Below are 19,875 nucleotides of genomic sequence, written 5' to 3' on the forward strand. Positions count from 1 at the left end.
CGACGGGTCAGCCCTCACCCGCGAGCTGACCCGGCTCGACTATCGATCGGGCCATGCGGGCGGAAGGCGGTCGATTGCTCAGAAAGCCTTGCCGGTAGCCGGATCGAAGAGGCGGAGCGCGTCCGCATCGAAGACGAACGCGCATGGCTGACCCTTGGCGACGCGGGCGCGCGGCGGCAAGGTCGCCGTCAAGTTCTGCGCGCCGATCCGGGCCGTGGTGACCTGTTCGGGACCGGTCAGTTCGACGACGTCGATCTCGACCGGCAGTGACAGATCGGCGCCGCTGCCCGGCCCCAGCCGGAGCGCTTCCGGCCTCACCCCGACAATGACCTGAGCACCGTCGCGGCCTGCGTTGGCGTAGTGCGCCGGCAGCGCCAGCCGCGCATCTGTGCCGGCAATGGCGAGCTTGCCGTCCTCGACAAAAGCTTCCAGCATGTTCATCGCAGGCGCGCCGACGAAGCCTGCCACATAGAGCGTCGCCGGATGGTTGTAGATCTCTTCCGGCGTGCCGAGCTGCTCGACACGACCGTCGCGCATGACGGCGATGCGGGTCGCCAGCGTCATCGCCTCGATCTGGTCGTGGGTGACGTAGACGACCGTGGTGCGCAGCATCTCATGCAGGCGCTTCAACTCGGTGCGCATCTCGAGCCGCAGCTTGGCGTCGAGGTTGGAGAGCGGTTCGTCGAACAGGAAGACCTGCGGCTTGCGCACCAACGCCCGGCCGATGGCGACGCGCTGGCGCTGGCCGCCGGAGAGCTGCCCGGGCTTGCGGTCGAGCAGGTTCTCGATTTGCAAAAGCTTCGCCGCCTCGCGCACCGCCTTGTCGCGCTCGGCGACGGGAACCTTGCGCATCTCCAGCCCGAAGCCGATGTTGCGGCTCACCGTCAGGTTCGGATAGAGCGCGTAGGACTGGAAGACCATGGCGATGTCGCGGTTCTTCGGATGCACGCCAAGCACGGACCGGCCGCCGATCAACACGTCGCCGCTGGTCGCCTCGGCAAGACCAGCGATGATGTTGAGCAAGGTCGACTTGCCACAGCCGGAGGAGCCCAGCAGCACCAGGAACTCGCCGTTCTCGAGCGCGATGTCGATGCCTTTCAGCGTTTCGACGCTGCCGTAATTCTTGCGGATATCGCGGATTTCAAGCGCGCTCATGGATGGCTTCCTCGAAGAAAATCGGCCCGCCATAATCGCGGGGCAGGGTGGAAATGGCCCGCGATGCCACCTGAACAGCCGCTGCAAGGCAACGTGCCAGAGCGTGCTCCCGAGCAAGCGCCGCCAGAAAGGCGCCGTTGAAGACATCGCCGGCGCCGATAGTGTCGACGACGTTGACGCGTGGCGCGGTCGCATCGATGATCTGGCCGTCCGGGCCGATAGCGATCGCGCCCTCGGGTCCGCGCTTGACGACCACGGTCGCGGCTCTTTTCATGCCGTCGCGGATCTTGCGTGCCGCGTCCGTGGGATTCTTCAACCCCGCCAGCGTCGTCGTCTCGACCTCGTTGAAGAGCGCAAGCTCGCAACGCGACAGCCAGGCGCGCGCCGCGGCACAATTTTGCGCCGTCCAGCCATCCATCGGCCAGCCGGTGTCGAGCGCGACGGCGATGCGGTGTGCCTCCGCCCAATCGAAAAAAGCATCGTACTGGCGCGTGAGGTCGTCGGTCAGGAAGGAGCCGCAAAGCAGCGCGTAGCCGCCCGAAAGCCGCTTGCCGTCCAGAACCGAAAGCACGTCGTCGAGATTGAAGCGCGGCAGGTGACCGCGGGTGGTGAAGAAGGTGCGTTCGCCGTCCGGATGGGTCATGCCGACCGACAGCGTCGTGCCCTCCGTGTGGACCGGCCATCTCGCGGCGCGGCCCCCGAATGCCTCGCGCAGCCAGCGCCCGAACTGGTCGTCGCCAAGATTGGCGGCAATCTCGAAATCGATGCCCAGCGCCTGCCAGGCAAGCGCCGTGTTACCGGCCTGGCCGCCGACACGCAGGTCGTCGTGGTCGACGACGGTCTCCGTGCCCGCCTTCGGCCATGGCGCGACCGGCCCGACGATCAGGTCGACGTTGACGTTGCCGATCACCGCGAGCGGCCGCATCACTCGCTCCTGGTGATCTTGGTGGTGCGCACCGGCGTTCCGGCATTCTCGACGCGGGAATCGGCGAAGGCGATCATCAGGCTTTGCGCCACCGGCAGCATGGCAAAGATCGCCGCCAGTCCGGACGCGGGCTTGAACCTCAATGTGACGGCGCCTGCGACCGGCGGTTTGCCCGAAGCGTCGAAGACGATCAGCGGGGCCCCGGTCTCGACCACTGAAGTGGCCATGGCGGTGACGAGGTCGGCGGTCGGGTCGTTGCCGCGGAAGAGCACGACGCCAATGCTTGGGCCCAGCATCTCCATCGGCCCGTGGCGCAACTGACCGCCTTCGAGCGAGAAACAAGGCAGGCGCGACAGTTCGGTGAAGCCGAGCGCAAGGGCTTCAGCCACGCCTTGAAGCTTGCGGCCAGAAGTGACGATGGTCGTGACCATCCTGAGCGCCGCGAGCGCGGCATCGATCTCGACCGTCTGGGGCGCCTTGAGCCCGGCGAGCGCGCCGGCGGGATCGTCGCCTAGCGCAGTCAGGATGGCGAGATGCAGGGCGAAGGTCACGGTCAGGCTGCGGGTCGCGGCAAAGGCGAGCTCGCTACCGCCGGCGCCGACGAGGCAAGGCACCGTACGGCCAAGAAACGAGCCGGCCTCGAGCGTCAGACCGAAGGTCTCCGTGCGATCGCCGGTCTCGGCAAACCAGCGCAAGACCTCGGCGCTTTCGCCGGATTGAGAGGTGACGATCACCGTCTTGCCGGTCAGCGGCAGCGGCTGGCCGAGCTGCTCCGACAGCGGCAGCGCGATGGCGTCGATGCCGTGCGCGCGATAGAGCGGCTCGACTGCGCGGGCGACGGCATGCGAGGCGCCCATGCCGAGCAGGAGGAGCCTGCCGTTCTTGCTGATCGAGGCAGCGATCTCGGCAGCTACTTCTCGATTGCTGTCGAACGAGGCAAGCGCATCCTCATGCTGGCGCGCCATCTCGCGGTCGATCGCGACGAGCCCTGCCGGGCGTTTCTCTTGAGCAGTCATGATTATCCTTTCACTCCGCCGCTGGTGAGGCCCGAGATCAGCGCGCGTTGCATGACGAGGCCGATCAGCACCGGCGGCAAGGCCGCAAGCACGCCGGCGGTGGCGATCAGTCCGTAGTCGGAGATGCGGCCGCCGGCGAGATCGGCGATGGCGACGGTCAGCGTCTTTGCCCGCTGGTCCGAGGTGAAGAGCAGGGCGTAGAAGAACTCGTCCCAGGCAAGCAGCACGGCAAACAGCGCCGATGTCGCCACCACGGGCGCAGCCAGCGGCAAGGTGATGATGCGCCAGGTCTGGAGCAGCCCCGCTCCGTCGATCATGGCCGCCGCCTCGATCTCGCGCGGGATGGAATCGAAACCCGATTTCATCAGCCAGGTGGTGAAGGGCGCGAGGATCGTCAGATAGATCAGCGCCAGGCCGAAGACGTTGTTGAGCAGGCCGAGATAGGACAGGCCCATGTAAAGCGGTACGGAGAGGGCCACCGGCGGCAGCATGTAGGTGGCGATCACCATCGAAAGCGACCAGCCGACCGAAGGCGTTCGCGAAACGGCCCAGCCGGCTGGCACGGCAAGGACAACAGCGGCGAGCGTCGCCATGCCGGCGACCTCCAGGCTGTTGCGCAGCGATGCGGTGAAGGCGGCGCCGGCACTGTTCTCGACCCTCGATAGAAGCTGCGTGTAACGAGAGAAGTCGGCCGCCTGCGGCCACCAGCGCAGCGGCTTGGCGGCGAGGTCGGCGGCCGGCGATATGCTCATGACGAAGAGCCAGGCGAGCGGCGCCAGGACCACCGCGGCGAGCAGGATGGCGCAGGCATAGACGAAAGCGGTGAAGACAGGGCTCTTGCGTTCCATCAGGCCGCGCTCCCCGCGGTCTTCTTGACCAGCGTCGCATAGGCGACGGCGAGCACGGTGACGAGCAGGGTGACGATCAGCGCTAGCGAGGCGCCGGAGCCGGCGCGCTGGAAGGAGAAGGCTTCCTGGTAGACGAGGATCGACAGCGAGCGCGTGCTGTTGGCCGGGCCGCCGCGCGTCATGACCCAGATGATGTCGAAGACCTTGAAGGCCTCGATGGTGCGCAGCACCAGCGCCACCATCAGCGGGCCTGCAAGATAGGGCAGGATGACGAATCGGAAGCGGTTGAGCGGGCCGGCGCCGTCGACAAGTGCCGCGGCGGTGATGTCGCGCGGCACCGCCTGCAGGGCGGCGAGCGCAATCAGCGCGACCAGCGGGAAATTCTTCCAGCAGTCGGCGACGATCAGCGCCGCCAGGGCCGTTCCCGGCTCGCCTAGCCAGGAGCGGTAATCATCTATGATATGGAGCTGCGTCAGCGCCGCGTTCAGCGCGCCATATTCGGGATTGTAGATCAGCCGCCAGAGCGTCGCGTTGACGACGGTTGGCAGCGCCCAAGGCAGGATCATCAGCCCGCGCAGCACGGCGCGGCCGCGGAATTCCTGATTGAGCAGAAGGGCCGCAAGCACGCCGATCACCATCTCGGCGGCGACCGAGATAACCGCGAACCAGGTGGTGGTCGAGAGCGTGCGGGTGAAGTTCGAGCTGGTCAGCATCTTGGTATAGTTGTCGAAGCCGACGTAGTTGCCCGCCGTGCCGACCAGCTGGGCGTCGGTGAAGGAAAGCCTGACGGTATCGACCAACGGCCAGCCGATGACGGCCACCATGATCATCAGAAGCGGCAGCATCAACAGCCACGCGCGCGTCGTCATCCAGGTGCCCGACATCAGAGCGCCTCTCTCCTGTCATCCGGCTAGAGCGGTTCACCGTTTCACGGAAACGGCGAACCGCTCTATCTCTTTGTTTTGACGCAATTCCGGACGGAAAACCGCTTCACACTTTTCCTGGAATTGCTCTAGAAATAGCACGGGCGGCGCTCGTGGATGAGGCCGCCCGCGTGGAGGAACGCCAGATCAGAGGCCGCTGTTTTCGGCAGCGGTCTTGAGCGCGTCTTCCGGTGTCGCCTGGCCGAGCAGCGATTCCTGGATCGCCTGCTGCAGCGCCGTCGACAGCTGCTGGTATTTCGGCGTGGTCGGGCGCGGATACATCGCGGCAAGACCGAGCTTGGCGGCGGCGATCAGCTCTTCCTGGCCCTTGGTGACGGCCGGATCGTCATAGGACGAGGCCCAGATCGGCAGCGACAGCTTGGCATACTGGTTCTGCGTCGCCTGCGAGGTCATGAACTCGATATATTTCCAGGCTTCGTCCGGGTGCTTCGACACCGCCGTGACGCCAAGCCCCATCGAGCCGTTGACGGCCGAGACCTCGCTGGTGCCGGCAACGCCCGGCGCCGGCACGACGCCGACCTTGCCCGCGACCTTGGAGTCCTTCGGATCGTTGGCCATGTTGTACATGTAGGTCCAGTTCAGCGCGAAAGCGGCGTCGCCGTTCTCGAAGACCTTGCGCACATCCTCTTCCAGGAATTCCTTGGAGTTCGGATTGGTCAGGCCCGACTTGTAGCTGTCGACCATGTATTTCAGCGCCGAGAGGCCGCCGCCGTTCTGGAAGTCGGGCTTGCCGTCCTTGAGGAAGTCGCCGCCATAGGCACTGACCAGCGTGGTGTAGTCGCAGATGGCGGCTTCGGCCTGCGACCAGCTCCAGGCGATCGGCGTCTTCAGCAAGCCCTTGTCCTGAATGATCTTGGCCTGCTGGCCGAGTTCTTCCCAGGTCTTCGGCGGCGCCTTGATACCGGCCTTTTCCAGGATTTCCTTGTTGTAGAACAGGTATTTGGTGTCGAGAATCCACGGCATGCCATAGTACTTGCCGTCATACTGGACGGTGGTCCAGGCCCCGGGCAGAACGCCCTTCTTCATGTCATCGGTGATCTTCGACGAGACATCGACCAGCACCTTGTTGGTCGCGTATTCGGCCGGCCAGATGACGTCGAACAGCACCACGTCATAGCCGCCGCCTGATCCTTGGGCGAGCACGGTCTTGTCGTGCAGGCCTTCATAGGGAACGAATTCGAGATTGACCTTGATGTCCGGATTGGCCTTGGTGAAGGCCTCCGTCATCGAGCGCACGTCGGCCTCGCTATAGGCGGCCTGCGCCATGAAGAGCGCGTTCAAGGTGGTTTCAGCAAAGGCGTGGGGGACGAGCAGCCCGCCAACGAACACCGCGCCCAGAAGTGTCTTACCGATCGATTTCAGCATTTGTCTTTCTCCCATTTTCGACGGCTGCGAGTGGGCGGCCAAGGCTGTGCCGCTTTCTCGAATTCGCATCGCGTCTGACCGGATCCATCCCCAACGGCGTGCGGCGGAGCTCGAAGCTTTTGCCGTCTTTTTTTAGAACCGCGCGGGTCTCACCTATTAAGTCAATTCGCTTGACTTAATTAGTCGATCAATCCTTTAATGGAGTCAAGAGGGGAAACGACGGTGCACGATATCAGCCCGATCCGCGCCAAAAGCGGCACCAACCAGGAGGGGACGAGCGCCCATAACCGCCGCGTCATGATCGAGGCGCTGCGGCTCAACGGCGCGCTTTCGCGCGCCGACTTGGCACGGGCGACGCAGCTTACCAAGCAGGCGGTCTCCAATATCGTCGAGGATCTCGAGCGCGATGGCCTGGTCGTGGCGCTGGATGCGGTGCGCAAGGGCAGGGGGCAACCTTTCACGCCCTACCGGCTGGTCCCTGAGGGAGCTTTCGCCATCGGGCTGCAGATCGACCGGCATCTGACGCGCGTGGTGGTGGTCGACCTCGTCGGCAAGGTGATCGCGCGCGCCGAGGCGGGACTGCCGTTCGACGAGCCTTCGGCGGGCGTCAGGATCATCCTCGGCCTGGTCGACCGCGTCAGGCGCGAGCTGGCTTCCTTGTTTGTCCAGTCCGAGCGGCGGCTGGTCGGACTGGGCGTCGCCATGCCGAGACCGTTCGGGCTGAAGAACCCCGACAACAAATGGATGATGCCCGCCTGGCAGCAATATCCGCTGGTGGAGGCGCTTTCGGCCGGCACCGGGCTCGATGTCGGCCTGCAGAACGATGCGGCCGCCTGCGCGACGGCGGAGCGGATCGTCGGCGCGGCGCATGGCGTCGACCACGCCGTCTGCCTTTATGTCGGTTACGGCATAGCCGCCGGGCTGATCCTCAATGGCGAACTCTACAGCGGCGGCAACGGCAATGCGGGCGAGGTCGGCATGGCGCTGCTTTCGCCGGCCGGCCCCGGTTCCACGCCGCTCGAACACCGTGCATCGCTGGCCTCGCTCTATCAGCATCTCGGCCTGGACCCCACCGAGAGGGGGCTTTACGAGACGCTTGGCGCACTGGCGCTTGCGCAAGATCCGCGGGTCATGGGCTGGGTCGAAAGAGCCGCGTCCGACCTGCGCTGGAGCGTGCATCTGATCGAAACGATCTTCGATCCGCAAACCGTCATCCTCACCTCCAGCGCGCCGGAGGCGCTCGCCCGGCTCCTGCTTCGGGCCATGCATCCGCTGCTGCCGTCGATCGCGGATCGCCCGGTCCGGCGCCTGCCACGGCTGCAACTAGGCACCACCGATCCCTGGGCGATCGCGGTCGGCGCCGCGGCAGAGCCGATCAGCCGGGCCTTCGATCCGCGCTTTTCCGCGATCCTGAAGGCCGGATAGAAGCGGTCGGCCCGTCGCCTGCGTCATGCTTGCGGCGAAAGCCGCGTCGATGATGGCGAGCTTGACCGCCTGCGCGGCGCCCGCCAGCGCGGGCACCGGTCTCGCGCGGCGCCGGGCGGAGTCTTAACGGTCAGCGATTCTTCAGAGCTGAGATACAGGCTTCGAACGCCTCGTCGACGACGGCGAGCTTGGCTGCCTGGACGGCCATGTATTCGTCGAAGAAAGCCCTCGAAACCCACATCACGGAATGGCCGCGCTGGCCGATCCAGCCGATGCTGCCGAGCGCCTCGGCATCATACAGTTTGCGCGCCAGATGGGTGCGTGAGAGCTTCAGCCAGTGGGCGAATTCCCTGACCGAGATGACGCCGGTCGGTATCCTGTCGAGATGGACATCCTCAGGATCGATACCGGACATCAGCCAGTCCATGACGATGCCGCCGTTGTTTAGCCAGATGAACAATGAAAAGGTCTGCCCAGGCTCCCGCACTGCGCCGCTGGCCAGCAATCCATCGGCGATCAGAGGCTGCAGGATGGGCAGCATCTCGGGTCGCTCGAGGAAGTTTTCCAGCCGGTTCGCGCCATCTATGCGGTCGAGCGTTCGCAGATGCGCGTAAATCCAGCCGGTGAAGGTCTCTAGGGTGCCCGCCGTGACCCGCAACGGATGGGCGCGGCCATCGCCGCTGGCCGAAATATATTCGGCGATGTTGTAGTGCAGCATCTCCTTGACGAAAGCCTCGGCGGTGTTGCGGCTGGCCACGGAATTGCGACGCACGACCTCGATGAAACGCGCCATCGTCATGTCGGTGCGGCGGTCGTTGGGATCGCGCCGGAAATGCAGAGCCAAGCCGACATGAGCGAGCAGCCAGCGCTGCTGGGTGGCAAACACGGCAGCCAGCCGCGGGCTCGTTTGATAAATATGGATGAGCGCCTTGGACTGCTCCTGGACACCGCGAAGCGCTGCCGGATGACGGGCGATTTCTGCGGCGCTCAGCGGCATTTCCTACGGCACTCCATGCGATTCCAAGCAACGACAAATGAAGATTCCCAGTCTTCGCCGGTCGTGTCCAGTTGCCCATTGGAACAACGAACGATCAGGCGGTGAATTCGCTGCTAACTCTTTGTATCGGTTCGGGAAAGCCGTCGGGCCCGCAGCTCCTGCGTTGAATTGACGAGTCCCGCCAGGCGAGCATAGGTTCCGCGCCATCGGGGCTGCGGGGAGTGCTTCCCGGGGCCGGGCTTCGTCCCTGGTGCCGATTCGCAGACAATCCTGCAGGATCCGCGCTTCGAGGATGCCGCGTTCTGTCGGGCCAGCGCGACGGTCTCCAATACATGCGCCTTGGCGTCGGCCGCGCCGGTCGGCGCCGGTCGATAACGTATGGTTGACGAGGAATCCGCGCAGCACTTTGCAGCCTGAGGAGGGCGGCCTATCCTGGTCGGTGATGGCCGACCCTGAGTGAAACGATGCCGAGAACAATCAGGATGCTGACCGCCAGCGAGGTGGAAACGCTTGTTGGCTGGGCAGCGGAGGAGGGCTGGAATCCGGGCACCGGCGATGCCGCGGCGTTTCGGGCGGTCGATCCGCAAGGGTTCATCGGCGCCTTTGTCGGCGGCGAGATGGTGGCCGGCATTTCGGCCGTCGCATACGGCTCGGGCTTTGGCTTTATCGGCCTCTACATCTGCCGGCCCGACCGGCGTGGCGAAGGTCACGGCAAGGCGGTCTGGGACGCCGGCATGGCGCGTCTGGGCAACCGTATCATCGGTCTCGACGGGGTGGCCGAGCAGCGGGCCAACTACCAGCGTATGGGCTTCGTGCCTGCCTATGAGACCGTCCGCCACAGCGGCGGTCCATCCGGCTTGCCCGAGGGCGGCAAGACAAGACCCGTGACGGCCGGCGACACGGCTGAGATTTTCGCCTACGATCGCAAGTGCTTTCCAGCACTGCGCGAAATCTTCCTTGGCGAGTGGCTGCGGCCGCCGCGGATTGCGCTGCTCTCAGCCGGATCGAACGGCATTACCGGCTACGGCGTGGCGCGCCGCTGCAGGCAGGGTTTCAAGGTCGGGCCGCTGTTCGCAGATCGGACGGACCTGGCCCTGGCAATGCTGGCGGACCTGTCGGATGCAATTGCCGGCGAGGAATTGCACATCGACGTGCCGGCCGGCCAGGTTCAATTCACCGCCATGCTGCAGGCCGCCGGCATGGTTCCGGGCTTCACGACGACACGCATGTACAAGGGCGGCAAGCCCGGCAACGACCAGTCGACGGTTTTCGGCGTCACGACGCTCGAGCTGGGATGATCGCGTGCTGAGATCATTGTTTTGCCTGGCTGGTCCATGCGACATGGCTTCATGACGTGGTTGCCTTTGCCGAGCTGCGTTTCGGAGATTATCGAATGGCTGGAAGGACTGTTCTGATCGCCGGCGGCGCCGGCGGAATGGGTCTGGCGACCGGACTGCGTTTCGCCGCCGACGGCGAGCGGATCGTGCTCGCGGATCTTCCCGGCTCCAAGCTCGACGGCGCCGTGGCCAAGATTGCCGCGGCCGGGGCGGGCGCGATCGGCTTGCCGCTCGATATCCGCTCCGTCGCTGCCTGCCGCGACGTGGTGGGCAAGGCCAGGGAGTGGGGCGGTGCGATCGACATTCTCGTCAACGCCGCCGGGGTCTGGCTCGAGGGACCGGCACGCGAGGTCGAGGAAGATCAGTGGGATCTGGTGCTGGACGTCAATCTCAAGGGAGCCTTCTTCCTGATCTCGGCAGCCATAGCGCATCTGTCGGCGGCGCAGGGCGTGATCGTCAACATTGCGTCCGACGCCGGCATCGTCGGCAACAACGGGGCTTCCGTCTATTGCGCCTCGAAGGGCGGATTGGTGCTCTTGACCAAGGCTCTCGCGCTGGAACTCGCCCCGCAAGGCATCAGGATCAATGCCGTCTGTCCTGGCGACACGGCAACGCCGATGATCGAATATCAGGCCAAGACCTATGGTGCGGACGACCCCGACGGCTACAAGCGCCGGCTCCTGGGGCACTATCCGCAAGGGGACAAAGCAAGGTTCATCCAGGTGGAGGAGATTGCTTCCTTCATCCACTATCTGTGCCAGCCGGGCGCGGCGCCAATCACCGGGGCCGCGCTTTCGATCGATTTCGGCGTCAGCGCCGGCTATTGAGCCGGTTCGGTTCGTCGCGGCCGTGATTGGCCGCGCCGGCATGTCGGCGCCTGTATCCTGGAGGGCAAATGATCGTGTTCCGCAAATCCCGCAAGGCCCTGGTGACCGGCGCGGGCGCCGCCGACGGCATCGGCGTGGCGATCGCGCGTGCGTTGGCCGAGGCCGGTCTTTCGGTCACCATCACCGCTTCATCCGCACGCGTGGAGCAACGAGCCGCGGAACTGCGGGGAGAGGGGCACGATGTCCGCGCTGTCGCGGCCGACCTGACGCTCTCGGGCGACGTCGATCGTTTACGCTCCGAGACCGGCGAGATCGACGTCCTCGTCAACAATGCCGGGATGGGCACCGTTGCCCAGCCGGCATTGCAGCGGCGGTTTCTCGATCTCACAGAAAGCGATTGGGATCGCGGCATCGATGTCAGCCTGAAGACCGCCTTTTTGAGCACGCGCGGCTTTCTGGCCGGCATGGTGCAGCGCGGCCATGGACGCGTCGTCAACATGGCATCGGTGACGGGGCCTTACGTATCCAATGAAGGCGAGGCCGCCTACTCGGCGGCCAAGGCCGGCATGATCGGGCTGACGCATGCGCTTGCCCTGGAGGTCGGCCGCAGCGGCGTCACGGTCAATGCCGTGGCGCCGGGATGGATCGCGACGGGCGCCTCGACGCCTGAGGAGCTTGTCGCTGCCCGCAACACACCGCTTGGCCGTGCCGGCAGCCCCGAGGAAGTCGCGGCGGCCGTGCTGTTCCTGGCGTCCGACGGAGCCAGTTATGTCAACGGCGCCGTTCTCGTCGTGGACGGCGGCAACATCCTGCAGGAACGCAAGGCATGACCGCGAGCGCGAAAGTCAAAATACAGGGACGCTCTGGTACTCAGCTCATAACAGGATGAAATGCGAACCCAGGAACACGAGGAACTGGCCGGTAATCAGAGGGACCCGCAAAATAGGGCCGCTCTCCACGCTGTCCTGAACGGGTTGTCCGCGCATGCAGGGGTGCGCCTTCAGCACATTCTCCAGATCGTGGGAAAGTCCGATCCCTTGCTTGTTTCGGCGTTGCACGTGTCGACAAGTCTCGCGACGGCATTTTTCATCGAGCGGAATTCACCTTAAGCGCCTGATTGCAAGACATATGACCATTGTGACAGGAAGAATTTGAGCTCGATCAATGCGCCGAAAAATGAGCCGCTCACAGCGGTAGAGAATGATGTCGCCCGAAAACCGCTTCACACTTTTCGGCATCACGCCCTAGCCGGGCAAAAGCATCATGATCGATGTCCCGGCCATCAGTGCCGTCGCGATCCAGCCCCAGCATGACGATCGGCCAACCGGACGTGAAAGACCCCATGACCGATCGGCTTGAGGCCAGCAATATCACCACTATCATGAGCGACACCGCGACGACGCCGTTTATGACGGCGCTCCAGAACAGCGCCTTCATCGGGCTGATGGGCAGATATTGGATGGCCAGCGCCGCCAGGATGCTTACCGCAATGACGCCATAGAAGCCACGCGCATCGCCCGCCTTGCGCTCAAGCCCCTCCTGCCAGCCCATGGCCTCCGCCAGCGCGTAAGCCGCCGAGCCGCCAGGACGGGCACGCCAATCAATCCTACTCCCAGTATGCCGGCGGGAAAAAAGCACGAAAGCGAAATCGCCCGCCAGCGGCTCTGAAACCAAGACGGCGCTGTCTTGCCACACAACCGGGCTTTGGAATTCTGGTCGCACACGACCGGCATCTGCGATGGATCAAAGCTCGTCCGTTGTTGACACCGACCAGTGATGAACCGGTGGCGGCCTTTAAGCGTTCAGCTTCAGCCGGGTGGGTCTGGCACCAGCGAAGGAGTCGGAAAATGACCGAGCGTCCCAGCACCAACCGCTTGTCCGCACAGGAACTGCACGACATCGATGCCTACTGGCGTGCCGCCAACTATCTGACCATCGGGCAGATCTATCTGCTCGACAATCCGCTGCTTCGCGAGCCGCTTCGGCTGGAGCACGTCAAGCCGCGGCTGCTCGGCCATTGGGGCACATCGCCGGGCCTCAGTTTCATCTATGCGCATTTGAACCGGGTGATCCGGGAACGCGACGCCAATGTCATCTATGTCTGCGGTCCGGGTCATGGCGGACCCGCGATGGTTGCCAATAGCTACCTCGAAGGCACTTACAGCGAGATCAATCCGGACGTCGCGCCGGGCGAGGCTGGAATGAAGAAGCTTTTCCGGCAATTCTCCTTTCCGGGCGGCATCCCAAGCCATGCCGCGCCCGACGTGCCCGGCTCGATCCATGAAGGCGGCGAGCTTGGCTATGCGCTTTCGCATGCCTATGGCGCGGCTTTCGACTACCCGGATCTGATCGTCGCCTGTGTCGTTGGCGATGGCGAGGCGGAAACCGGACCGCTTGCCACGTCCTGGCATTCCAACAAGTTCCTCAACCCGGCGCTTGACGGCGCAGTGCTGCCGATCCTCCATCTCAACGGCTACAAGATCGCCAATCCCACCATTCTCGCCCGCATTCCCGAAGAAGAGCTGCGTGCCTTGTTCGTCGGCTATGGTTACGAGCCGCTGTTCGTCGAGGGCGACGATCCGGCATGGATGCATGAGCGAATGGCGCTCGTGCTCGACGATGCGCTCGACCGCATCAAGGCGATTCAGGACACGGCTCGTAACGGCGCGAAGACCGCGCGGCCGCGGCCGAACTGGCCGATGATCGTGCTGCGAAGCCCGAAGGGCTGGACCGGTCCCAAGGAGGTCGACGGACTGAAGACCGAAGGGTTCTGGCGCGCCCACCAAGTCCCGCTTTCCGGCCTCGCCGGTAACCCCGCGCATCTGAGGATGCTCGAGGAATGGATGAGAAGCTACCGGCCCGAAGAGCTTTTCGATGCCGCCGGCGCGCCGGTGGCTGCGGTCCGCGCTACCGCGCCAAAAGGTGAAAGGCGCATGAGCGCCAACCCGCATGCCAATGGCGGCCTGCTGCGCCGGTCTCTGGAACTGCCCGCCTTGCAAGAGCACGCCGTCCCGGTCGAACGGCCCGGCGGCGTCAAGGCGGATTCGACCCGTGTGATGGGCCGTTTCCTGCGTGACGTCATGGCATTGAATCAAGGCACCAAGAACTTCCGCATCGTCGGGCCCGACGAAACGGCATCGAACCGGCTGCAGGACGTCTTCGAGGTGACGGAGCGCGCCTGGATGGAAGAGATCCTGCCCGAGGACGTGCATCTCGGTCGAGAAGGCAGGGTTCTGGAAATTCTATCCGAGCATACCTGCCAGGGCTGGCTGGAAGGTTACCTGCTCACCGGGCGCCACGGTTTCTTTTCCTGTTACGAGGCTTTCACGCACATCGTCGATTCCATGTTCAACCAGCATGCGAAATGGCTCGATGCCTGCCGCAAGCTTGCCTGGCGGCGGCCGATCGCCTCGCTGAACTATCTGTTGTCCAGCCATGTCTGGCAGCAGGAGCACAACGGCTTCAGCCATCAGGATCCGGGCTTCATCGACGTGGCGTTGAACAAGAAGGCGGATGTCGTGCGCGTCTATCTGCCGGCGGATGCCAACAGCCTGATCTGCGTGACCGATCATGTGCTGCGGACATGGAATCGCATCAACATCATCGTCGCCGGGAAAGCCAATTCCTGGCAGTGGCTGTCCATCGACGAGGCGAAAGTCCATTGCAACGCCGGCATCGGCATATGGGGTTGGGCGTCGACCGACGGCGGGGCCGAGCCGGATGTGGTGATGGCCTGCGCCGGAGACGTGCCGACGCTCGAGACGCTGGCCGCCGTTCAAATCCTGAGGCGCCACATTCCCGGCCTCAAGGTGCGTGTGGTCAACATCGTCGACCTGATGACCCTGCAGCCAAGGGAACACCATCCGCACGGACTGTCGGATCGCGAATTCGATGCTTTGTTCACCAGGGACAAGCCCGTCATCTTCGCCTATCACGGCTATCCTTGGACCATCCATCGCCTGACCTACCGGCGGACCAATCACGACAACATCCACGTGCGCGGCTACAATGAGGAGGGGACGACGACGACGCCCTTCGACATGACCGTGCTTAATGGGCTCGACCGCTATCATCTGGTGCTCGGCGTGCTCGACCGCATTCCCGAGCCGGCCGGTGCGCACATCCAGCTGAAACAGGCCATGGAAGGCAAGCTAATCGAGCACCGGGCCTATATCCGCGAGCACGGGCAGGACATGCCGGAGATCCTCGGCTGGAAATGGGAGCAGTAGCCGATGCCGAAGCGCCAGGCCGACAGGATCCGACCCGCAAAAGTGGCTGGAACGGTCGGACATGACTGATGTCATCCTTGTCCTCAATGGCGGCTCATCGAGCCTGAAGTTCGCCGCCTTTCAAGGGCGCCGCGAGCTCCACCCGCTGATGCGGGGCAGCGTCTCGTCGATCGGCGAGCGGCCCAGACTCCATGTCGCGCCGACTGCAACGACGCCGCCGTTCGACAGGAGCCTCGGCGAACGAGCGATCTCCGTCGGCGAGGCATTCGAAGCCGTTGCGTCCTATCTGGCGGACCGCGGCCTGTTGCGCCGCGTGAGCAGGGTCGGGCATCGCATCGTCCATGGCGGTCGGGAGTTTGCCCGCGCAACGCTGCTTGACCAGGCCACGCTCGATGCCTTGCACAAGCTCGAGCCACTCGCTCCGATTCATCAGGCGATCAACCTGGAGCTCGTCGATCTGGCCCACCGTCTTTTGCCCGGCGCCATGCAGGTCGGCTGCTTTGATACCGCCTTTCACGCCACGCAGCCTCAGATCGCAAGACTTTATGGCCTGCCGCACGAGATATCGGAGCAGGGCATCGTGTCCTTTGGGTTCCACGGGCTCTCCTACAGCCATATCGCCAACGAGCTCCGCACGCGTTACGGCGCCGGCGCGGGTGGCCGCGCCGTCGTCGCCCACCTTGGAAGTGGCGCGAGCCTTTGTGCGATGAAGGCGGGAGTAAGCCAGGCCACCACCATGGGTTTCTCGACGCTCGACGGCCTGGTCATGAGCACGCGTTGCGGCGCGATCGATCCGGGCGTCCTTCTGCACCTTCTGCAAGACCGCAAGCTGTCGTCCGACGAGCTGACCGACTTGCTTTACGAGAAATCCGGTCTGCTCGGCGTGTCCGGCATCTCCGGGAACATGCAGACGCTGCTGGCGTCGAAGGATCCGGCGGCAATGCGGGCTGTCGATCTGTTCGTTTATCGGGTCGGGCGCGAAATCGGCTCGCTGGCTGCTGCGCTGGGCGGGCTAGACACGCTGGTGTTTACCGCCGGCGTAGGCGAGCATGCGCCGGCGATCCGGCGGCGGATATGCGAGGCTGCCGCATGGCTGGGCGTCGCCATGGACGACGGTTTGAATAGCAGCGGCGAAGACCTTGTGAGTGCCGCGAATTCCCGTGTCGATGTGCTTGTCGTTCCGGCCGACGAAGAACGCGCGGTGGCGACAGAACTGCTCAGCGTCGAAGCGGCTTGAGCGGAACAGTCTCCCGCTTATTGGCGGAACGCCCCTCGCATGCCTGAGCTGTCGATTGCGGTGGATGGCCGATCCTCAAAGGCAGCCATTTGCGCCCGCTGCCGATCTCCGCGACCCTGGTAGCGGCTCCCATACGGCTGGAAATGGCAGGATCTTAATTCGCCAACGTGGCGCCGAGCTTCCGCTGGACCAGGACAAGCGTCGGATCGTCGGGAACCGTCGCGACAGTGAAGCCCATCTCGCGCTCAAGCTCGATCGCCGCACGGTTCTCGCGGCTTTCGATCGACTCGAGCATATCGATGCCATGGTCGTCGGCATAGTGCGCGATATAGCCGAGAAATTCCCAGCCGACGCCGAGATGCTTACGGTCCTCGCGAATGCAGATGGCGACCTCGCCACGCCTGTCGGCCGGATCGGCTGCGACGGTCGCTACCGCGATCAGCATTCCTCTAAGCATTTCGGCCGTACAGGGGGAGCAATGGTAGCGGGAGAGGGACTTGAACCCCCGACCCCAGGATTATGATTCCCGTGCTCTAACCAACTGAGCTACCCCGCCAGGGTGGCAAATGGCCCGAAAAACCGTCCTGGACGGACGGGTTGTTTCAAGGCGTTCGCCAAGGTCGCGCGGATATAAGGTTGGGAGGGTGGGCCTGTCAAGCTTCGAAGCGGCCGACATGTTGGCATAATCCGGCCGTCATGATCTCATCCCAGAAAAGCTTTGCCGGACAGACACTCAGGGCCTGCCCCGGGGTTGAGTTCGGCGGGGCACGTCGTTATGTCTCGGCCAAGAAATTCTAGAGTTGAGCGAATGAAGCCGCGCATCGCCGTCCTCGGTTGCGGATACTGGGGCAGCAACCATATCCGCACCCTCAAGGCGCTTGGCGCGCTGCATGCCGTTTCCGACGCCAACCGCGCCCGCGCCGAAGGTTTCGCCAGCGAGCAGGACTGCCTGGCAATCGAGCCGGACCGACTGTTCGAGCGCGCCGATATCGACGCCATTGTCATGGCGCTGCCGCCGCAATTCCATGCCGACACCGCGGTGCGCGCCGTCGAAAGCGGCAAGGACGTGCTGGTGGAGAAGCCGATCGCGCTGACGGTCGCCGACGCCGAGCGCGCGGTGAAGGCGGCAAAGGACAATGGCCGCATCTTCATGGTCGGCCATGTGTTGCGCTTTCATCCCGCATTCGAGACGCTCAAGGCGCTGATCGACAATGGCGAGCTCGGCGAGGTGCGCTACATCCATTCGCACCGGCTCGGCCTCGGCAAGTTCCACACCGAAAACGACGCGCTTTGGGACCTTGCGCCGCATGATTTGTCGATGATCCTGGCCATCACCGGCACCGAGCCGATCGAAGTCAGGGGCGAGGGGGCAGCACTCCTCGACAATCTCAGCGACTTTGCGCATCTGCATATGCGTTTCCCGAACGGCCTGCGCAGCCATCTCTTCGCCTCGCGCCTCAATCCCTATCGCGAGCGGCGGCTGACGGTCGTCGGCACCAAGGCGATGGCGGTGTTCGACGACGTCGAGCCCTGGGAGCGCAAGCTTGCCGTCTACCGCCACGCGGTCTGGCAGGACAGCGGCCAGTGGGCCTTCACCGCCAATGAGCCTGCCTATGTGGCCGTCGGCGAGGGAATGCCGCTGACGCGCGAGCTTGCCCATTTCATGCAATGCATCGAGACGCGCGCCGAACCGCGCACCGATGGCGAGGAAGCGATCCGGGTGCTGCGCATCCTGACCGCCGGCACGGTGATCCACACCGGCTCGTCTGCATAAAGCAATCAGATCGAGAATTTACTCAGCGGGAATCTGCGCCGGCCTGGCCGCCAGCCTGGACAGCATCGCCTCGGCTTCCGCGCCGCGCTCGGAACGCTCGATGAAGCCGCCGCCGAAGACACGCGCCTCGTTGCCGTCGTCGGAATAAAGCACGCAGGCCTGCCCCGGCGCGATGCCCGATTCGCCGTCGGCCAGCTCGACGGAGGTCACGCCGTTGCGGTGGTGCAGCACGGCCGGACGCGGCGGCCTGGTCGAGCGGACTTTCGCGAAGAGCTCGATACCGGCGGCCGGAACATCCGACAGCGGCCCGTCGCCCAGCCAATTCATGTTGCGCAGATAGATCTTGTGCGTCTCCAGCGCCTCGCGCGGGCCGACGATGACGCGCGCGCGGTCGGCGTCGAGATGAACGACATAGAGCGGCTCGCCCGAAGCGATGCCGATGCCGCGGCGCTGGCCGATCGTGTAGCGCAGGATGCCTTCATGGCGGCCGAGCACGCGGCCGTCGATATGGACGATGTCGCCGGGATTGGCCGCGGCCGGCTTCAGCCTGGCGATGATGTCGGAATACTTGCCCTGGGGCACGAAGCAGATGTCCTGGCTGTCCTGCTTGGCGGCGACAGTCAGGCCCATTTCCTCGGCAATGGCGCGGACCTGCGGCTTCGACAGGCCGCCGAGCGGAAAGCGCAGATAATCGATCTGCGCCTGCGTGGTGGCAAACAGGAAATAGCTCTGGTCGCGATCGGCGTCGACCGGCCGGTAAAGCGCACGATGCGCTCCATTGGCGCGCGAACGAATGTAATGGCCGGTGGCCAAGGCGTCGGCGCCGAGATCCTGGGCGGTCGCCAAAAGATCGGCAAACTTCACAGTCTGGTTGCAGGACACGCAAGGGATGGGGGTCTCGCCGGCGACATAGCTTTCGGCGAAGGGATCGATGACCGCCTTGCGGAAACGTTCCTCATAGTCGAGCACGTAATGCGGGATGCCGAGCGTCTCCGAGACGCGACGCGCGTCATCAATATCCTGTCCGGCACAGCAGGAGCCGGCACGATGGGTGGCCGCGCCGTGGTCGTAAAGCTGCAGCGTCACACCGACGACATCATAGCCTTCGCGCTTGAGGATGCCGGCAACCACCGAGGAATCGACACCACCCGACATCGCGACGACGACGCGGGTTTCTTCGGGGCGGCGAGGGAGATCGAGGCTGTTCATGATGCTTTCACTGTGCGGCGCTCAATGCCAATGGCCGGAATATAGGTCAAGCGCCACGCATGCGCCAGCTTGCGGCCAAGACGGGTTCACCGGCAAAATCAAGGCCCGGAGGCCGGTGTTTCAAATTCTAAACGATATCCTAACCGGGCGTTCACGATCCTTACTTAGTCATTAGGGTTCGCTTAGGCAATTTTTAAAGCTGTGGCGGTACTGTGGCGGGGATTGGGTCTTTGAGTTTTTAGTAGAGAGTACGATGACCGATCTGGTTAGACCTAGAGTCAAGTATGTTATTGGGCCCGACGGCAGCCCTCTTACGATCGCCGATCTGCCGCCGACGAACACGCGGCGCTGGGTTATCCGGCGCAAGGCAGAAGTGGTCGCCGCGGTCCGCGGCGGCCTGCTCAGCCTTGAAGAAGCCTGCCAGCGCTACAAGCTCACCACCGAAGAATTTCTCTCCTGGCAGGCATCGATCGACGAGTACGGCCTTGCCGGGCTCCGCACCACGCGGATCCAGCAATACCGGCATTAAGCTGCCGGCCGAAAATGAGCCAAGGGCGCGGGACTCCGCGCCCTTGGCTTTGAAGCGG

At 64.2% G+C, this 19,875-nt stretch carries 17 protein-coding genes, 1 tRNA gene and 1 pseudogene; 8 read left to right on the forward strand and 11 right to left on the reverse strand.

Annotation, left to right across the window (positions count from 1 at the left end; translation table 11 throughout):
• Positions 1–78 precede the first annotated feature (78 nt).
• The 6 genes from LB529_RS09280 to LB529_RS09305 all read right to left on the reverse strand — a co-directional run bounded on the left by LB529_RS09280 (position 79) and on the right by LB529_RS09305 (position 6,253).
• Positions 79–1,155, reverse strand: coding sequence for an ABC transporter ATP-binding protein (locus LB529_RS09280; protein WP_224626714.1), 1,077 nt, complete (start codon positions 1,153–1,155; stop codon positions 79–81).
• Positions 1,142–2,080 (reverse strand): PfkB family carbohydrate kinase, encoded by a 939-nt coding sequence (locus LB529_RS09285; RefSeq protein ID WP_224710896.1) that lies wholly within the window; start codon positions 2,078–2,080, stop codon positions 1,142–1,144. Before LB529_RS09285 ends, LB529_RS09280 begins: the two co-directional genes overlap by 14 nt.
• Positions 2,080–3,102 carry an SIS domain-containing protein gene (locus tag LB529_RS09290; protein ID WP_224631187.1) on the reverse strand — a complete coding sequence of 341 codons (1,023 nt, stop codon included), beginning with the start codon at positions 3,100–3,102 and terminating at the stop codon, positions 2,080–2,082. The genes LB529_RS09285 and LB529_RS09290 overlap by 1 nt, the downstream gene beginning before the upstream one ends.
• Entirely contained in the window at positions 3,099–3,944 is an 846-nt protein-coding gene (locus LB529_RS09295; RefSeq protein ID WP_224630992.1) for a carbohydrate ABC transporter permease, read from the reverse strand. The genes LB529_RS09290 and LB529_RS09295 overlap by 4 nt, the downstream gene beginning before the upstream one ends.
• On the reverse strand, positions 3,944–4,828 hold the full coding sequence (locus LB529_RS09300; protein WP_224707864.1) for a carbohydrate ABC transporter permease: 885 nt from the start codon (positions 4,826–4,828) through the stop codon (positions 3,944–3,946). Before LB529_RS09300 ends, LB529_RS09295 begins: the two co-directional genes overlap by 1 nt.
• Before the next feature lie 186 nt (positions 4,829–5,014).
• Entirely contained in the window at positions 5,015–6,253 is a 1,239-nt protein-coding gene (locus LB529_RS09305; RefSeq protein ID WP_140842000.1) for an extracellular solute-binding protein, read from the reverse strand.
• Positions 6,254–6,475: 222 nt separating this feature from the next.
• Here LB529_RS09305 and LB529_RS09310 point away from each other — a divergent pair, with 222 nt between their 5' ends.
• Positions 6,476–7,678: an ROK family protein gene (locus LB529_RS09310; protein WP_224710897.1), complete on the forward strand. Its 1,203-nt coding sequence runs from the start codon at positions 6,476–6,478 to the stop codon at positions 7,676–7,678.
• 130 nt (positions 7,679–7,808) lie between these two features.
• Here the strand turns inward: LB529_RS09310 and LB529_RS09315 are convergent, their stop codons facing one another.
• On the reverse strand, positions 7,809–8,675 hold the full coding sequence (locus LB529_RS09315; RefSeq protein ID WP_224710898.1) for a hypothetical protein: 867 nt from the start codon (positions 8,673–8,675) through the stop codon (positions 7,809–7,811).
• 464 nt (positions 8,676–9,139) lie between these two features.
• Here LB529_RS09315 and LB529_RS09320 point away from each other — a divergent pair, with 464 nt between their 5' ends.
• The 3 genes from LB529_RS09320 (at position 9,140) to LB529_RS09330 (ending at position 11,669) form a co-directional block, all read left to right on the forward strand.
• Entirely contained in the window at positions 9,140–9,973 is an 834-nt protein-coding gene (locus LB529_RS09320) for a GNAT family N-acetyltransferase (RefSeq protein WP_224524440.1), read from the forward strand.
• A gap of 95 nt (positions 9,974–10,068) precedes the next feature.
• A complete protein-coding gene (locus LB529_RS09325; RefSeq protein ID WP_224710899.1) occupies positions 10,069–10,839 on the forward strand; it encodes an SDR family NAD(P)-dependent oxidoreductase in 771 nt (256 codons plus the stop codon).
• Between the two features lie 68 nt (positions 10,840–10,907).
• Positions 10,908–11,669, forward strand: coding sequence for an SDR family NAD(P)-dependent oxidoreductase (locus tag LB529_RS09330; RefSeq protein WP_224710900.1), 762 nt, complete (start codon positions 10,908–10,910; stop codon positions 11,667–11,669).
• 355 nt (positions 11,670–12,024) lie between these two features.
• Here the strand turns inward: LB529_RS09330 and LB529_RS09335 are convergent, their stop codons facing one another.
• The gene (locus LB529_RS09335) at positions 12,025–12,561 is read right to left on the reverse strand and encodes a divalent metal cation transporter (RefSeq protein ID WP_411962460.1); all 537 of its coding nucleotides are present in this window, start codon (positions 12,559–12,561) and stop codon (positions 12,025–12,027) included.
• A 125-nt stretch (positions 12,562–12,686) separates the two neighbouring features.
• Here LB529_RS09335 and LB529_RS09340 point away from each other — a divergent pair, with 125 nt between their 5' ends.
• Together LB529_RS09340 and LB529_RS09345 are read left to right on the forward strand one after the other, a co-directional pair.
• A complete protein-coding gene (locus LB529_RS09340; protein ID WP_224710901.1) occupies positions 12,687–15,068 on the forward strand; it encodes a phosphoketolase in 2,382 nt (793 codons plus the stop codon).
• Between the two features lie 61 nt (positions 15,069–15,129).
• Positions 15,130–16,305 (forward strand): acetate/propionate family kinase, encoded by a 1,176-nt coding sequence (locus LB529_RS09345; RefSeq protein ID WP_224710902.1) that lies wholly within the window; start codon positions 15,130–15,132, stop codon positions 16,303–16,305.
• 154 nt (positions 16,306–16,459) lie between these two features.
• Here LB529_RS09345 and LB529_RS09350 read toward each other — a convergent pair.
• Both LB529_RS09350 and LB529_RS09355 read right to left on the reverse strand, forming a co-directional pair.
• Positions 16,460–16,750 (reverse strand): annotated as a pseudogene (locus LB529_RS09350) (GNAT family N-acetyltransferase); the annotation flags it as partial.
• A 34-nt stretch (positions 16,751–16,784) separates the two neighbouring features.
• A tRNA-Met gene (locus LB529_RS09355) sits at positions 16,785–16,861 on the reverse strand.
• A gap of 252 nt (positions 16,862–17,113) precedes the next feature.
• Between LB529_RS09355 and LB529_RS09360 the strand changes: the two genes are divergently transcribed.
• Positions 17,114–18,079, forward strand: coding sequence for a Gfo/Idh/MocA family protein (locus LB529_RS09360; protein WP_140841943.1), 966 nt, complete (start codon positions 17,114–17,116; stop codon positions 18,077–18,079).
• An 18-nt stretch (positions 18,080–18,097) separates the two neighbouring features.
• On the opposite strand, the gene mnmA is transcribed toward LB529_RS09360, so the two are convergent.
• Positions 18,098–19,288 (reverse strand): tRNA 2-thiouridine(34) synthase MnmA, encoded by a 1,191-nt coding sequence (mnmA, locus tag LB529_RS09365; RefSeq protein ID WP_224710903.1) that lies wholly within the window; start codon positions 19,286–19,288, stop codon positions 18,098–18,100.
• 253 nt (positions 19,289–19,541) lie between these two features.
• On the opposite strand from mnmA, the gene LB529_RS09370 reads away from it, so the two are divergent.
• On the forward strand, positions 19,542–19,817 hold the full coding sequence (locus LB529_RS09370; protein ID WP_006203587.1) for a DUF1153 domain-containing protein: 276 nt from the start codon (positions 19,542–19,544) through the stop codon (positions 19,815–19,817).
• Positions 19,818–19,875 lie beyond the last annotated feature (58 nt).

The organism is Mesorhizobium sp. CA5 (assembly GCF_020165105.1).
GTDB lineage: Bacteria > Pseudomonadota > Alphaproteobacteria > Rhizobiales > Rhizobiaceae > Mesorhizobium.

What these genes read in the sequence shown, in the direction of transcription:
- LB529_RS09280 (WP_224626714.1), bottom strand. Translation starts at nt 1,155, where the DNA reads ATGAGCGCGCTTGAAATCCGCGATATCCGCAAGAATTACGGCAGCGTC.
- LB529_RS09285 (WP_224710896.1), bottom strand. Translation starts at nt 2,080, where the DNA reads ATGCGGCCGCTCGCGGTGATCGGCAACGTCAACGTCGACCTGATCGTC.
- LB529_RS09295 (WP_224630992.1), bottom strand. Translation starts at nt 3,944, where the DNA reads ATGGAACGCAAGAGCCCTGTCTTCACCGCTTTCGTCTATGCCTGCGCC.
- LB529_RS09300 (WP_224707864.1), bottom strand. Translation starts at nt 4,828, where the DNA reads ATGTCGGGCACCTGGATGACGACGCGCGCGTGGCTGTTGATGCTGCCG.
- LB529_RS09305 (WP_140842000.1), bottom strand. Translation starts at nt 6,253, where the DNA reads ATGCTGAAATCGATCGGTAAGACACTTCTGGGCGCGGTGTTCGTTGGC.
- LB529_RS09315 (WP_224710898.1), bottom strand. Translation starts at nt 8,675, where the DNA reads ATGCCGCTGAGCGCCGCAGAAATCGCCCGTCATCCGGCAGCGCTTCGC.
- LB529_RS09320 (WP_224524440.1), top strand. Translation starts at nt 9,140, where the DNA reads ATGCCGAGAACAATCAGGATGCTGACCGCCAGCGAGGTGGAAACGCTT.
- LB529_RS09325 (WP_224710899.1), top strand. Translation starts at nt 10,069, where the DNA reads ATGGCTGGAAGGACTGTTCTGATCGCCGGCGGCGCCGGCGGAATGGGT.
- LB529_RS09330 (WP_224710900.1), top strand. Translation starts at nt 10,908, where the DNA reads ATGATCGTGTTCCGCAAATCCCGCAAGGCCCTGGTGACCGGCGCGGGC.
- LB529_RS09340 (WP_224710901.1), top strand. Translation starts at nt 12,687, where the DNA reads ATGACCGAGCGTCCCAGCACCAACCGCTTGTCCGCACAGGAACTGCAC.
- LB529_RS09345 (WP_224710902.1), top strand. Translation starts at nt 15,130, where the DNA reads ATGACTGATGTCATCCTTGTCCTCAATGGCGGCTCATCGAGCCTGAAG.
- LB529_RS09360 (WP_140841943.1), top strand. Translation starts at nt 17,114, where the DNA reads ATGAAGCCGCGCATCGCCGTCCTCGGTTGCGGATACTGGGGCAGCAAC.
- mnmA (WP_224710903.1), bottom strand. Translation starts at nt 19,288, where the DNA reads ATGAACAGCCTCGATCTCCCTCGCCGCCCCGAAGAAACCCGCGTCGTC.
- LB529_RS09370 (WP_006203587.1), top strand. Translation starts at nt 19,542, where the DNA reads ATGACCGATCTGGTTAGACCTAGAGTCAAGTATGTTATTGGGCCCGAC.